Consider the following 13,260-nt stretch of genomic DNA (forward strand, 5'->3'; position numbering starts at 1 on the left):
CCAAGGTCACCCCAACCGACCCCAGGTACCCCCACCGCCCCCGCTTCGCGCACGCGGTCCCGACCCGGCCCAGCCCCCACCCACACCGGGGGGCGTCCCAGTGCCCAGTCTACCGGCACCCCCCGACAGTGGATCTTGAAACAGGGCCCCACAAGATCCAGATGTGGATAACTTCTGTCGCTGAACCGGGTGAAAACCAGGGTCAGCTCGGGCGGGTTGGCCGAGGTAGGGCCAGGGCGGCGTCGACGTCGACGTGGGCTTCGGGGTGCTCGGCCCACCACTGGGCGTAAGTCGGGTTGCGGTCGACGATCGAGCGGTAGGCGTGGGCGACGCAGGCGAAGACCTCGTGCCTGCGGCTGCCCAGGACGCCGTCCAGGCGGATCACCAGGACCACGGGCAGTCGCAGGATGGCGCCGCGCAGGGGGCGGATCACGAAGCCGGGGCCGCTCAGCGACGCGGGCTGCGCCAGGCACACCGCCCCCGCCGCGGCCAGGGCCATGGCGGTGCGGCCCTCGGTCACGTGGTGGGTGATGCGCGGGGTGAACCCGAGCTTCTCGCACGCCTCGCGGAAGCCGAGGCGCATGGTGTCCTGGTCGGGCGGGGGGACGACCCAGTCGAGGTCGGCGAGGTCGACCAGGTCGATCTCCTCCTGGGCGGCCAGCGGGCTGTCCGAGCTGAGGGCGACGAACTGCGGTTCCTCGACGATCGTGCGGACCTCGACGTCGCGCAGGGTGCGGTTCTCCATGCCCTCGAAGCGCTCGAAGACGGCGATGTCGGCCTGCTTGGAGGAGATCAGGTCGAGCAGCGCAGGGCCGGACGAGTCGATCTCGGTGCGCAGCTCGGAGGTCTTGATCCAGGCGCGCAGCTCGGCGATGAGGGCGCTGGTGAACAGCATCGGGCTGGACGCGACGACCAGCGGCGCCTCGGCCGGGTTCTGGGTGTGCGTGCGCGCGGTGGCCAGCAGCGCCGACATGTCCTCCAGCACGACCCGCGCCGAGCGGACCACGCTGCGGCCGAGTTCGGTGGGGATGCTGCCGTTGGAGCTGCGGCGGAACAGCTCGCCGCCGACCAGCCGCTCGATGGAGCGCAGTTGCGCGGTGAGCGCGGGCTGGGTCACGCCGAGGCGGATGGCCGCTTTGGACACACTGCCCTCCTCGGCGATGGCGCAGATCGCCCGGAGGTGGCGGAGCTCGAGTTCGGCCATAACTGAAGTTGATACCCCGTTCGGATGAGATCAAGCTAGAGCGACGCGGCATATTTCTGATACCGGTTTGCCGCGCGCCGATGTCGGGCGCGCCGGACCGGGGGCACAACCTCCGGGTCCCGCAGACTCCCGGTGCCCGGCACCGCCCACCCACGGCGTGCCGGGCACCGGTTTCACACTTCCTCGATCCCCGTGGCGTGCCGCCGGGCGAGGTGCTGGTAGACGGTCGCGTTGTGGTCGACCCACACCTTCGAAGTCCCCTCTAGCGGTACCTGCCGCTTCGCCGGTACTCCCATCGCGACCACCTCTGGCGGGATCTGGGTCCCCGGCCCCACCAGGGCCCCTGCCGCTACCAGCGCGCGTTCGCCGATGACGGCACCGTCCTGGATGGTCGCACCGTTGCCGATGAGGGCTTGTGCGCCAATGACGCAATCGTGCACTACGCACAGGTGGCCGATCGTGGCGTTCTCGCCCACCTCGCAGCCGTTGGCGTTGACGTGGATGACCGTGTTGTCCTGGACGTTGGCACCGGATCCGATGACCACGGGCCCGAAGTCGGCGCGGATGACCGCCCCGTACCAGACCGAGGCGTCCGCCCCGACCGTCACGTCGCCGATGAGGGTGGCCGTCGGCGCTATCCACGCCGACGGGTCGACCTTGGGGCTCTTGCCCTCGAACGAGTACAGCGGCATCGCCCCACACTAATGTCGGGCCGCATGATGCTCGACTCCGGCGGCTACGCCGCGACCGTGACCGAGGCCGCCGACGCGGTCGCCGCAGCCGAGCGGGCCGGGTACGACGGCGCCTGGGTGGCCGAGACGCAGATCGACCCGTTCGTGGGACTCGCCGTCGCCGCGGGCCGGACGGAGCGGGTCGAGCTGGTCACCGGCATCGCGGTGGCCTTCGCGCGCAACCCGATGACGGTCGCGGTCCAGGCCAACGACCTGCACCTGCTCTCCGGCGGCCGGTTCGTGCTGGGGCTGGGGTCGCAGATCAAGCCGCACATCACCAAGCGGTTCGGGATGCCGTGGTCAGCACCTGCCGCGCGCATGCGGGAGTTCGTGCTCGCCGTTCGCGCTATCTGGTCCGCGTTCGAGACCGGTGAGCGTTTGCGCTTCCTCGGTGAGTTCTACACGCACACGCTGATGACGCCGTTCTTCAACCCTGGTCCTAACCCGCACGGCAACCCCAAGGTCTATCTAGCCGCAGTCGGCGAGCGGATGACCGAGGTCGCCGGCGAGGTCGCAGACGGAATGCTGTGCCACGGCTTCTCCACTGAGCGCTATCTGCGTGAGGTGACACTGCCTGCGTTGGAACGCGGCTTGGCGAAGGCGGGTAAGACGCTCGAAGGCTTCGACATCAGCGGGCCGAGTTTCGTCGCTAGCGGTTCGACCGATGAGGAACTGGCCACCGCGATCGCCGAAGTACGGAGGCAGATCGCGTTCTACGGCTCCACCCCGGCCTATCGCGGCGTCTTGGAACTCCACGGATGGGGCGCCCTGCAGGACGACCTCAACGCGTTGTCCAAGCGCGGTCAGTGGACCGAGATGAACGCTCTTATCGACGACGAGGTCCTGAACACCTTCGCGGTCGTAGGCGACCCGAAGTCCGCGGCTGCGGAGATCAAGCGCCGCTACGGCGACGTCGCCACCAGGTTGACGGTGACGCCGCCGGTCGCGGCAGCCCTACGCGACGCGGATTAGAGCGGCGCCTGCCAACACGAAGAACACCAAGACCACCAGCGTGCCGGAAGTCCCACCCTTGCCGCTCGTGACAACCTGATCGACCGCGCCGGTCAGCTGGATGCCGCAGTGCGCGGTGACGATGTGCCGACCGGGCACGATCTTGGGGAACTCCACGCGCGCCGTGAACTCACCGTCGGTGTCGGACACGGCGGTGCCGACCTGCTCACCGCCGGAGGTCAGGATGACCGTCTGGCTCGGCGTGCAGCCCGCACCCTTGGCGGAGAGCGGGTCGCCGGGGCGGACGCTCTTGCGGTCGAGCTTCAGGCCGCCGTCGACGGGCTTCTCGTCGACGATGGGGGTCGTCGACGTGGTGGTCGTGGGCGGCTCGGTGGTCGTCGTGGTGTCCGAAGTGGTCGATGTCGTCGTGTCGGTTGTCGTCACACCGGGCGTGGTGGTTGTTGTTGTCGGCCCGGTCGTCGTTGTGGTGACCGTCGGACGTGACGTAGTCGTTGTGACCGGCGGGATGGTCGTCGTCACAGGCGGCACGGTCGTAGTGGTCGGCTTGGTCGTGGGGGGCACGGTCGTCGTCGTGGTCGGGACCGTCACGGTGAACCGCGTGATCCCCTGGTCGCCGTCGCCGTTGCAGGTGCCGGTGATGGAGTAGGTCGCCTGCTTCGCCGACCTCGGCACGACCACGGAGAACGAGCCGGAGATCTTGCCATTCGTTACCACTGTGGGGATCGTGGTGAGCGACGTGGCGAACGTGAGGGTGCGGCACAGACCCACGACGCCGAGGCTCCACGAGATCGTGAAGGTGCTGCCCGCAGGGCCGGAGGTCGGGCTGATGCTCAGCGACACCGGTGGCGGCGGGACCGCGGCGGATGAGAGCGGTGCCAACGCGACCAATAGCGCCGCCGCGGCAACGGTGATGCTCGCTAAGCGTCCAACACTGCGCACAGCTCGTACCCCTGTCCGTGTCCCTGATCCCGTGGAACGCCCCGGTCCGAACCCGGACCGCTGTAGCATTCCGCCCCGATCAGCCCTGCCTCAACCGGGAGTCTTCCCATGGGACGTCTCATCGCCGCCGCGGTTGCTCTCGTGACGGTAGCCCTGCTGTTTGGTGCAACACCTGCGGCAGCGCAGGATTCGGACGTCCCGTTGACGGTGACGGTCACTCTGGACGGTCAGGACATCACCGACCGTACGGTGCGACTGGACCCGGCCAAGGCCGCCGAAGTTTCGGTAACAGCCGTTAACCGCGGTAAGAGCGTGCAGAAGGTCCGCCTGGTGCGGCTCTCCGGTATCGCGCTGGCACTGACGTTCTTCGCCTACGACACGACGCTGCCGTTCGAGGTGCAGCCGGGTAGCCGGGTCACCCGGACGTTCCCGCTCGACGTGCGCGACCTCGAGGGCCAGGCGATCGGGCTGCTGCCGACGTCGGTCGAGCTGCTCTCGGAGGACCGCGAGGTGCTCGGCAGCGCGGAGACGGTCGCGGACGTGCGCGGCACGGTGTGGTCGGTGTACGGGGTGTTCGGCCTGGTCATGCTGCTGCTGACGGCGGCGATCTGGGCGACCGTGCTGATCGCGCTGGCCAGGCACAAGCTGTCGCCGAACCGGATCAGGCGGGCGCTGCGGTTCCTGCCAGCGGGCATCGGCACCGGGATCGTGGCGGTCGTGTCGCTGTCGGTGCTGCGGCTGGTCCCGCCGGACCCGCTGATCGAGATCCCCATCGTGGTCGGCGCGTCGGCGATCGCCATGGTGCTCGGGTTCCTCACCCCGCACCCGGTCGCGCCCGCGTCGGACGGCGACCTGACGGTGGCGCTACCGCCCGCTGTTGACCCTGGCGCCGTCACCCAGGGCGTCACGGATCACTACACCCAGCCGAACACCAAGAGGTGGCCTGGATGAGCAACCCGGCGGCACTCGCCACCGCGCTCCCGCAGTACGAGGTCGGGGTCAAGATCGGCTCCGGCGGGATGGGCGTGGTGTTCGAGGGCACCCACCGCTCGCTCGGCCGCGCGGTGGCCATCAAGGTGCTGCCCGCGGACCTGGTCGGGGACCCGTCGGTCAACGCCAGGTTCGACCGCGAGGCGCGGGTGCTGGCCAGCCTCGACCACCCGCACATCGTCCCGGTGTACGACTACGTGCAGACCGGCGCGGACAACCTGCTGGTGATGGAGAAGCTCGACGGCGGCACGGTCTACGACAGGTTCCACGGCGCAGGGCTGACCGGTGAGCAGTCCTGCGCGATAGTGCTGGCGATGCTCGGTGGGCTGCACGCGGCGCACAAGGCCGGGGTGCTGCACCTGGACGTCAAGCCTAAGAACCTGCTGTTTACATCGGCGGGCGTGCTCAAGGTCGTGGACTTCGGTATCGCCCAGGTGGTCAGCGAGGGCGCGACGATGATGACGCACGCGGGCGAGGTGCTCGGTACCCCTGCCTACATCGCCCCGGAACAGGCGATGGGCAACGCTCTTACCCCCGCCGCGGACATCTACTCGTCTGGGACGGTCCTCTACGAACTGCTGTGCGGGGAGCTGCCGTACGACCGCACGCGCGGCGCGGTGAGCATGATGCGCCAACGCATCTTCAACGACCCGGCGCCGATCCCGAGGGTGCCCGCGCCCCTGGCCACGGTCGTCATGCGCAGCATCGCCCGCGACCCCGAGCACCGCTACCGAGACGTCGAGGCGTTCGCCACCGACCTCAGCTCCGCCGCCACCGCCGTCTTCGGCGCAGGCTGGCTCGAACGCTCCAGCGTCCCGGTCCACCTGGCCCCCCGCATCACCGGCGCGATCTCCCAACAACTGAGCCGCCAGCCAGACGCGCTCACCATCATCACACCCCCCATCCGCGGCATGACAGCGGAACCGACCCGCACGATGGGCGACTTCCGCGGCAAGGAACTCCGCCCCGCCAGCGAACTCATGTCCCGCCGCGGCCCGTCACCCTTGTGGCCCGCTCTGGTGGCAACGGCGGCTCTTATCGCGTTGGTGGTGTTGCCCTTCTTGTCCCCGGCAACCCTGAACCATCCGCCATCGGCTCTATTGGTGAACGGCCAACTCGCGGATACGACCGTCGAAGTCGACCTGAGCAAACAAATCACCGTCGCAGGCCGCGCTAACGGCGCCGTACCGCTCCGATTCGACCTCAGCGCCGCTGGAGTCCCCCTCGGCGGCGTGAGCAAGGTGATCGCGCCAACACCCGAGGGCACCTTCGAGACCACTTTCAAACCCCAAGCCCTCATGCGCTGGCTCGCAGGCGGCGCCGTAACCGCCCAGATAACCCTGGGCGACGCGGCCCCGGAGACCTTCACCCTCCGCTCCGCCTCCCACCCCATGGCCACCATCATGGGCGCGGGCAGCCTCCTGCTCTCCCTCTTCGCCCTGGCCAACGTAGAAGCCCAAATGCGCGCCCTCCGCCGAGGCCACCGCCGCCCAGCGGCCCCCTTTGTGGCGGGCTTCCTCGGCCTGCTGTTCGGCCTCACGTTCTGGCTCTTCATCACCGCCATCACCACCCACGAACCCTCCCCCGGCTACGCCATCGGCACCGCCATCGCGGGCGCCATCACGGCCTCGGCCTTCGTCCTCGCCACCGCCTGGTCCGCCCGCCGCTCCAGGGCTTAGCGAGCGCGATCCAGCGGACACCTCGACGAATGGGCGCGTGAAATATTTCAGTTGGGCCGAGAAATTTCACGGCCCGGCCCGCTGAAGCCCCTGTGCCGCAAGGGGATAAGCTGTCGATCAACTACTCGATCCTGCCGCGAGAACTCTCGGCGGGACACTCCCGCCGAGTTGGGTAATTCCCCAAGGTCAGGAGGAATGAGTGGTCGACGGACGGCGAAGACGAGTCCGTGCGCGCCGGGAGCGTCCAAGGTTGCAGCCCTGGACGCTCCTCGGCATCGCGATTCGGGTGTGCCTGTGGTTCTGGACTGACGACTAGTACCCACGAGCGATCCCGCGGCGGCCGGGTGGGGATTCCCCATCCGGCCGTCTCGCTTCCACCACACTCGCGGTGGAGGTGTACCGACGATATCAGCCGCTGACCAATTAAGTACGCGTGGTTCGGCTGAAACCAGTCCGGATCATCCGTTGCGGGTGAGGAGTAGGGGGATTTCGGAGACGCAGGACAGCAGGTGGGTGTGGCGTTCCTGGCCCAGGGTCTCGGCGTCCTGGGAGCCGGTGAGGACGCCGATCACGTAGCGGGCTGAGGCGTTGGTGCCTGCTCTGAGGTCCAGGACGGTGTCGCCTGCGGTGAGGACTCGGGTGGTGGAGTGGACGCCGGTGAGTTCCATGGCTCGGAAGATCATGTACGGGGCTGGGCGGCCGGTGGCTACCTCGTCGGCGGTGACTAGGGCGTCGATGCAGCCGCCGACTTTCCAGCCGAGGCGGGTCAAGAGGTCTTCGGCGACGTCGCGGGAGAAGCCGGTTGTCAGGGCTACCTTGACGCCGCGGGCGCGGAGTTCGGTAAGAGCGGATTCGACGCCCGGTAGTGCGGTGGGGGGTTCGGCTTCGTAGGCGGCGGCGAGGCGGGTGCGGAAGTCGTCGAAGACCGTGTCGACCTCGGCGGGGGCGCCTGCGAGCAGGGCGGCGATCGCTTCGCGCTTGTCGGCGCCCATCCAGCGCTGGATGTCGGCGGCGGGCACGGGTGAGCCGGACGCGGCGGCGACGGCGTCGGCGAGCGCGCGGTAGACGGCGCCGCCTTCCTGGACGGTGGTGCCCGCCATGTCGAGGGCCACCAGGTCGATGCTCACGGGGTCTCCTTGAGGATGTGCGGGCTGACCCGGCCCGCCTGCACGTTGTCGATGGTGAAGGTCACCAGGTCTGGTCGGTACCGGTCGTCGGCGTACTCCACCCGGGCGCCGGTGGCGTCGGTGGCTCTGCGGCGCTCGCGCAGCAACGGTGCGCCGACGGCGATCGACAGCAGCTCCGCGTCGGTCTCGTTCGCACCGATTGCGTCGATGGTGTGCCGGGCGGCGCGCAGGTCGATGCCGCGGTCGAGCAGGTGGGCGTAGATCGACCCGCCGTCGGGGTCGAAGTCGAACAGCAGCCGCCCGACCGGTTCGATGAAGCTGCTGCGTTCCAGCATGGTCGGGATGCCGTCGAGCAGCCGCAGCCGCAGCACCTCGACGACCGGGCTGCCCTCGTCCACCCCGAGCACGTCGGCGGCCACCTGGCTGGCCCCGCGCCTGGCGACCTCGACGGTGCGCTGTCCCGGTTCCCGCCCCATCTCGCGCGCCCAGCGGGTGAACGACAGGAACGTCTCGAACGGCTGCGCGACCGCCGCGTGGCGCACCACGGGCGGCTTGCCCTGGCCGCCGCCGATGAGCCCCTCGTTGCGCAACGCGGCCAGCGCCTGTCGCACCGTTCCACGCGAGGCGCCGAACTCCTCGCACAACTGGGCCTCGGACGGCAACGCGGCGCCGACGGTGAGCTGACCGCGGCTGATCCGGCCACGCAGCGAGTCGGCCACCCTGTGGTGCAGCGGCTGGGTCACAGACTTGACCATACGAGTCGCCCACCACCCGCTGTCAAGTCGGCCCACCATCCGGCTTGAGCTGGATGAACAACGCGGAAACTTGTCCAAACAAGTGCCGCGAAGGTCTTGCGATCACCCACCAACCGGCCGCACCTTCTGTGCCATGACAACCCATGCGGACCTCGTCGTCGTCGGCGCGGGCATCGTCGGCCTGGCGCACGCCGCCGAGGCCGTCGACCGCGGCCTGCGGGTGGTGGTGCTCGACCGCGACGAACGCGCGGTCGGCGCGTCCATCCGCAACTTCGGCCACATCTGCCTGACCGCCCAGCACGGCGACGCCCTCGCGTACGGCCTCGCGGCGCGGGAGCGGTGGCTGTCGTTGGCGGCGAAGGCGGGTTTCTGGGTGTCAGAGGCGGGAACCGTCGTCGCAGCGCGCGCGCAGGACGAGGTGGCGGTGCTCGCGGAGTTCGCCCAGCACCGGGGCGACCAAGTGCGGCTGCTCGACGCGAACGGCGTGCGCTCACACCTCCCGGTGATCTCCGACGAGGTCATCGGCGGCGCGTGGTTCCCGCTCGACCTGCGCGTCGACCCCCGCGAGGCGGTCCCGGCGCTGGCGACGTGGTTGGCAGGCCAGGGCGTCGACTTCCGTTGGCGCACAACGGTCACCGGTGTCGAGTCGGGGGCAGTGCACACGACCAGGGGCACCGTGACCGCCGACAACGTTGTGATCGCCGTCGGCCACGATGTCGACCGCCTGCTGCCGGATGTCGCCGAGGCCGCAGGCGTGCAACGGTGCTTGCTGCGGATGCTCCAAGTATCCACACCGGACTCAACGACGATCGCCCCGGCTGTCCTTTCCGGACTCTCCATGCTGCGCTACGCGGGCCTCACCGCCTGCCCGTCGGCGGCCGCGGTGCGGGAGCGGATCACCCGCGCCGACCCCGCGCTGCTCGACGTCGTCATGAACCTGATGTTCACCCAACGACCCGACGGTGACCTCGTCATCGGTGACACCCACCGGTACGGCAGCACCCACGACCCGTTCGACGACGAGCCGACCGGCGACCTCGTCCTGCGGGAGACCGCCAGGCTGCTCGGCGTCGACCGGCTCACCGTCCGCGCCCGCTGGCGCGGGGTGTACGCGGCCGCCGAGCGGTCCGAGTTCCTCATCGCCCACCCCCACCCCGGGGTCAGCGTGGTGTCCGTGACCTCCGGGATCGGCATGACCACCGCGTTCGGCCTCGCCCCCACCGTTCTCGACAGCCTAGGAGCACCATGAAGCGCATCGTTGTCCTCATCGCCGCCGCGGCGCTGGCGTTGACCGCCTGCGGTAGCAACGAAGCCGCGACTGGATCACCGTCCTGCCCGGGCGGCGAGGTCAGGTTCGGCATCGAGCCCTACGAGGACCCGGCCAAGCTGACCCCCGCCTACGAGGTCCTCACCGGCGCGCTGCGGCGGGAGCTGGACTGCCCGGTGAAGCTGCAGGTCGTGCAGGACTACTCGGCCGAGGTGCTGGCCATGCAGAACGGGAAGCTGGAGCTGGCGCAGTTCGGCCCGCTCGGTTTCGTGTTCGCCAGCCGCCGCGCCAACGCCGAGCCGCTGGCCTCCTTCGGTGACGCGCAGGGCAAGCTGACCAGCTACAAGGCCGGGATCTGGGTGCCGAAGGACTCCCCGGCCCAGTCGCTGGCCGACCTGCGCGGCAAGTCCCTCGCCCTCTCCGAGCCCGGCTCGACCTCCGGCGACGCGCTGCCCCGGGCCGCGCTGGCCAAGATCGGCCTGGACAAGTCGGCGCTGAAGCTGGACTACGCGGGCGGCCACCCCGAGGCCCTGCTGGCCCTGACCAACGGCAAGGTCGACGCCGCCGAGATCAACACCCAGCAGCTGGCCACCGCGCGCGCCGCGGGCACCTTCGACGAGTCCCGCTTCCGCCAGGTCTGGGCGTCGGACCCCATCCCCAACGACCCGATCACCGTCGCGGGCAGCGCGAGCCCCGAGTTCAAGGCCGCCGCCCGCAAGGCCCTGCTCTCCCTCACCCCCGCCGAGGTCGCCGCCGTCGGCAAGTTCCTCGACGTCGACCCCGCAGGCCCCCTCGTCGCGGTCGACAAGTCCACCTACCAGCCCCTCTTCGACCTGGCCGACACCCTCGGCCTCACCGAAGGCGACGTTTAACCCTCCCTTTCCCGCCCCTTTCCCACACCATTTCCCGCCCCATTCCGGCACAACTCCAGCGCAATTCCAGCACCTTTTCCCGCCGCTAGACTGGTCGCCCAGCCCCCACCACTCCCGGGGGGTGTCCCTGGGGCCAGTCTACCGGGGGGCGGGGTCGCGGGGGGTGGGGTGGGGGTGATCTGTGGACAAGTCGGGGGTTGTGGATGGAGGGATCCGCAGGTCAGCGGGCCGAGGCGAGAAGCAGCAGCAGGGAAGTCAGCCGGATGGGTGAAAGGCGGAAGTCGTGGGAAATGCGCTTTCGGTGAAAGGGCTGCGGAAATCGTTCGGCGACCGGACCGTGTTGAACGGGGTTGATTTCGAGGTCCGGGCGGGCGAGTTGGTGGTGTTGCTGGGCGCGAACGGGTCGGGGAAGTCGACGGCGTTGCGGTGTGTCGTCGGGTTGGCCGAGGCCGACGCCGGGGAGATCACCGTCCACTCCGGACGCGCCGCGATGGTGTTCCAGCAGATCCACCTGGTGCGCAGGCGCAACGTGATCGACAACGTGTGCGCGGGTGGGCTGGCCGGGTTGCCGTTGTCGCGGTCGCTCACCCCGGCGCTGTTCCCCAGGGACCTGCGCGAGAAGGCCATGGCGTGCCTGGACCGCGTCGGGCTCGCCGACCGGGCGCGGGACCGCGCCGCGAGCCTGTCGGGTGGGCAGCAGCAGCGGGTCGCGGTCGCGCGGGCGTTGTGCCAGGGGGCGGAGGTGCTGCTGGCCGACGAGCCGGTGTCCGCGCTCGACCCCGCCGCCGCGACCCAGGTGATGGAGTTGCTGGTCGAGTTGGCGCACCGGGACGGGTTGGCCGTCGCGGCCGTGCTGCACCAGCCGGACCTCGCGCGCAGGCACGCCGACCGCGTGATCGGCCTGCTGCACGGCGAGATCCGGCTCACCACCCCGGCCGCCGAACTGTCCGATGTGGACATCGACGCGCTGTACGCCCCGGATCGGGTCCCGGCATGACCACGCGCAAGTACCTCACCGCCGCCATCGTCATCGCGGTCCTCGGCGTCGCGCACGTTCTCGCCTGGGACACAACAGAAGTCTCGCCCGCGGCGTTGGTCGACGGCTGGCAGGGGATGGCGCGGTTCCTCGCCGAGGCCCTCCCGCCCGACCTCGACTGGAACACGGTCGTCCAACCCGGACTCGAAGGGTGCCTGACGACACTGGCGATCGGGCTGCTTGGCACGACGCTGTCGATCCCGGCAGCGCTGCTGTTCGCGGTCATGGGCACGCGTGGGCGAAACCGAGTCGTGTACCAGGTATCACGCTCGGTCATGTCGTTCCTGCGGGCGGTGCCGGACGTGGTGTTCGCGCTGGTGTTCGTCACCGCGGTCGGGCTCGGGCCGTTCGCGGGTGTGCTGGCGTTGATCTGCCACAACGTGGGCGTGATGGGCAAGCTGTGGTCGGAGGCGATGGACGAGATCGACCCCGGCCCTGCCGACGCGCTGCGGGTGTCCGGGGCGAGCGAGGCGCAGGTGGTGGCGAACGCGGTCCTGCCAGCGGTGGTCCCTGCGCTGGTCGGGCTACTGCTGTACCGGTTCGACGTGAACGTGCGGTCCTCGCTCGTACTCGGGCTCGTCGGCGCGGGCGGGGTGGGGTTCCTGATCAACCAGTCGATCCAGCTGTTCCAGTTCGACCAGATGGCGACCTACATCCTGATGGTGCTGGTGCTGATCGTCGCGGTCGACCTGCTCAGCGCGGCGGTCCGGCGGCGACTCGGCTGACCTTGCGCCGTTCGAGTGACAGATGAACCTTCAAGTAACAGCTGGTGTCTGTCTCCGATGGACTCTCCACACCGTCCGGTCACGGGAGACGCAGCCGCGCGCCCTCAGCGCGGGCCCGTGACCGGACGGTGCCGGGGCGGCGGGCAGCGCACCGCCCACCACCCCACCCGGGTCCGCGGAGCCCGCCACCACGTCCACGGCGCGACACCACCCGCGCAGGCGAAAGCCGTGGTGTCCACGCCGTCGACGCCCCGACCGGCTGACCTCGGCGGGCGGACGGATCGTGGTGGCAGTCCTCGCGGACCCGGGCCACATCACTCCAGCCGGTAGCGCAACGAGTCGATCTGGCTCTGCCGCACGTCCTCGACCGTCAACCCCGGGTCACCGATGTGCGCGTGCGACAACTCCGCCGGGTCCGGCTGCGCCTCCGCGCCGGGCCACGCCCCCGGCTCCCACAGCTTGGACCGGACGAAAGCCTTGGGGCAGTGGGTGAACACCTCCTCCGGCCGCACGACCAGCGCGGCCAGTGGCGGCTTCCCCACCGCGGTCAGCCCTTCCAGGAGATCGGCCCGCGCTGTCACGCACGCCCGCCCGTTGACCCGCAGCGTCTGGCCGCGCCCCGGGATGACGAACAGCAGTCCGACCCGCCCGGTCGCCACCACGTTGCGCAACGTGTCGATCCGCCGGTTGCCGGTCGCGTCCGGGATCAGGACCGTCCCGTCCGCGGTGACGTGCACGAACCCCGGCGGCCCACCCCGCGGCGTCACGTCGCAGTGCCCGTCCGCGTCGTAGCTGGAGACGAACACGATCGGCGCGCAGGCCACGAACTCCCGCGCCAACGCGTCCACCTCGTGGATGACCTTGTCGTGCTTGCGCTGCGGCTCCTCGTAGATCTCCCGCAGCCCGGCCTCGTCCGCAATCGCTCCCCAGAAGTAGTCCACCGGTCCACGCTATCCCCGGTGT

General features: G+C 69.9%; 13 protein-coding genes. 7 read left to right on the plus strand and 6 right to left on the minus strand.

Annotated elements, in window-relative coordinates:
• Positions 1 to 202: 202 nt before the first annotated feature.
• A complete protein-coding gene (locus tag CLV68_RS01685) occupies positions 203 to 1,204 on the minus strand; it encodes a LysR family transcriptional regulator (RefSeq protein ID WP_092779268.1) in 1,002 nt (333 codons plus the stop codon).
• A gap of 173 nt (positions 1,205 to 1,377) precedes the next feature.
• Positions 1,378 to 1,896, minus strand: coding sequence for a gamma carbonic anhydrase family protein (locus CLV68_RS01690; RefSeq protein ID WP_121388870.1), 519 nt, complete (start codon positions 1,894 to 1,896; stop codon positions 1,378 to 1,380).
• A gap of 24 nt (positions 1,897 to 1,920) precedes the next feature.
• Here CLV68_RS01690 and CLV68_RS01695 point away from each other — a divergent pair, with 24 nt between their 5' ends.
• Positions 1,921 to 2,907 carry an LLM class F420-dependent oxidoreductase gene (locus CLV68_RS01695; protein ID WP_121388871.1) on the plus strand — a complete coding sequence of 329 codons (987 nt, stop codon included), beginning with the start codon at positions 1,921 to 1,923 and terminating at the stop codon, positions 2,905 to 2,907.
• On the opposite strand, the gene CLV68_RS34890 is transcribed toward CLV68_RS01695, so the two are convergent.
• A complete protein-coding gene (locus tag CLV68_RS34890; RefSeq protein WP_246009624.1) occupies positions 2,890 to 3,846 on the minus strand; it encodes a hypothetical protein in 957 nt (318 codons plus the stop codon). The genes CLV68_RS01695 and CLV68_RS34890 overlap by 18 nt on opposite strands.
• 108 nt (positions 3,847 to 3,954) lie before the next feature.
• On the opposite strand from CLV68_RS34890, the gene CLV68_RS01710 reads away from it, so the two are divergent.
• Both CLV68_RS01710 and CLV68_RS01715 read left to right on the plus strand, forming a co-directional pair.
• Entirely contained in the window at positions 3,955 to 4,797 is an 843-nt protein-coding gene (locus CLV68_RS01710) for a hypothetical protein (protein ID WP_246009625.1), read from the plus strand.
• The gene (locus CLV68_RS01715; RefSeq protein ID WP_121390890.1) at positions 4,794 to 6,515 is read left to right on the plus strand and encodes a serine/threonine-protein kinase; all 1,722 of its coding nucleotides are present in this window, start codon (positions 4,794 to 4,796) and stop codon (positions 6,513 to 6,515) included. The genes CLV68_RS01710 and CLV68_RS01715 overlap by 4 nt, the downstream gene beginning before the upstream one ends.
• Positions 6,516 to 6,973: 458 nt before the next feature.
• Here the strand turns inward: CLV68_RS01715 and CLV68_RS01720 are convergent, their stop codons facing one another.
• Positions 6,974 to 7,642, minus strand: a complete 669-nt coding sequence (locus tag CLV68_RS01720) for a phosphonatase-like hydrolase (RefSeq protein ID WP_211346410.1) — start codon at positions 7,640 to 7,642, stop codon at positions 6,974 to 6,976.
• Positions 7,639 to 8,385, minus strand: a complete 747-nt coding sequence (locus CLV68_RS01725; RefSeq protein WP_246009626.1) for a GntR family transcriptional regulator — start codon at positions 8,383 to 8,385, stop codon at positions 7,639 to 7,641. The genes CLV68_RS01720 and CLV68_RS01725 overlap by 4 nt, the downstream gene beginning before the upstream one ends.
• A 145-nt stretch (positions 8,386 to 8,530) precedes the next feature.
• Between CLV68_RS01725 and CLV68_RS01730 the strand changes: the two genes are divergently transcribed.
• The 4 genes from CLV68_RS01730 to phnE all read left to right on the plus strand — a co-directional run bounded on the left by CLV68_RS01730 (position 8,531) and on the right by phnE (position 12,297).
• Entirely contained in the window at positions 8,531 to 9,646 is a 1,116-nt protein-coding gene (locus tag CLV68_RS01730; protein ID WP_121388873.1) for a TIGR03364 family FAD-dependent oxidoreductase, read from the plus strand.
• Entirely contained in the window at positions 9,643 to 10,536 is an 894-nt protein-coding gene (locus tag CLV68_RS01735; protein WP_121388874.1) for a phosphate/phosphite/phosphonate ABC transporter substrate-binding protein, read from the plus strand. Before CLV68_RS01730 ends, CLV68_RS01735 begins: the two co-directional genes overlap by 4 nt.
• A 337-nt stretch (positions 10,537 to 10,873) precedes the next feature.
• Positions 10,874 to 11,533, plus strand: coding sequence for a phosphonate ABC transporter ATP-binding protein (locus tag CLV68_RS01740; RefSeq protein ID WP_246009825.1), 660 nt, complete (start codon positions 10,874 to 10,876; stop codon positions 11,531 to 11,533).
• Positions 11,530 to 12,297, plus strand: a complete 768-nt coding sequence (gene phnE / locus CLV68_RS01745; RefSeq protein WP_121388876.1) for a phosphonate ABC transporter, permease protein PhnE — start codon at positions 11,530 to 11,532, stop codon at positions 12,295 to 12,297. Before CLV68_RS01740 ends, phnE begins: the two co-directional genes overlap by 4 nt.
• Before the next feature lie 314 nt (positions 12,298 to 12,611).
• Here phnE and CLV68_RS01750 read toward each other — a convergent pair whose 3' ends face one another.
• A complete protein-coding gene (locus CLV68_RS01750) occupies positions 12,612 to 13,238 on the minus strand; it encodes an MSMEG_1061 family FMN-dependent PPOX-type flavoprotein (RefSeq protein WP_121388877.1) in 627 nt (208 codons plus the stop codon).
• Positions 13,239 to 13,260: the final 22 nt, after the last annotated feature.

This window comes from Actinokineospora cianjurensis, from assembly GCF_003663795.1.
In the GTDB taxonomy this organism is placed as follows: domain Bacteria; phylum Actinomycetota; class Actinomycetes; order Mycobacteriales; family Pseudonocardiaceae; genus Actinokineospora; species Actinokineospora terrae.

Excerpts from the sequence above, each read along its gene's own strand:
- CLV68_RS01685 (WP_092779268.1), bottom strand. The coding sequence starts at position 1,204 with ATGGCCGAACTCGAGCTCCGCCACCTCCGGGCGATCTGCGCCATCGCC.
- CLV68_RS01690 (WP_121388870.1), bottom strand. The coding sequence starts at position 1,896 with ATGCCGCTGTACTCGTTCGAGGGCAAGAGCCCCAAGGTCGACCCGTCG.
- CLV68_RS01695 (WP_121388871.1), top strand. The coding sequence starts at position 1,921 with ATGATGCTCGACTCCGGCGGCTACGCCGCGACCGTGACCGAGGCCGCC.
- CLV68_RS01710 (WP_246009625.1), top strand. The coding sequence starts at position 3,955 with ATGGGACGTCTCATCGCCGCCGCGGTTGCTCTCGTGACGGTAGCCCTG.
- CLV68_RS01715 (WP_121390890.1), top strand. The coding sequence starts at position 4,794 with ATGAGCAACCCGGCGGCACTCGCCACCGCGCTCCCGCAGTACGAGGTC.
- CLV68_RS01730 (WP_121388873.1), top strand. The coding sequence starts at position 8,531 with ATGACAACCCATGCGGACCTCGTCGTCGTCGGCGCGGGCATCGTCGGC.
- CLV68_RS01735 (WP_121388874.1), top strand. The coding sequence starts at position 9,643 with ATGAAGCGCATCGTTGTCCTCATCGCCGCCGCGGCGCTGGCGTTGACC.
- phnE (WP_121388876.1), top strand. The coding sequence starts at position 11,530 with ATGACCACGCGCAAGTACCTCACCGCCGCCATCGTCATCGCGGTCCTC.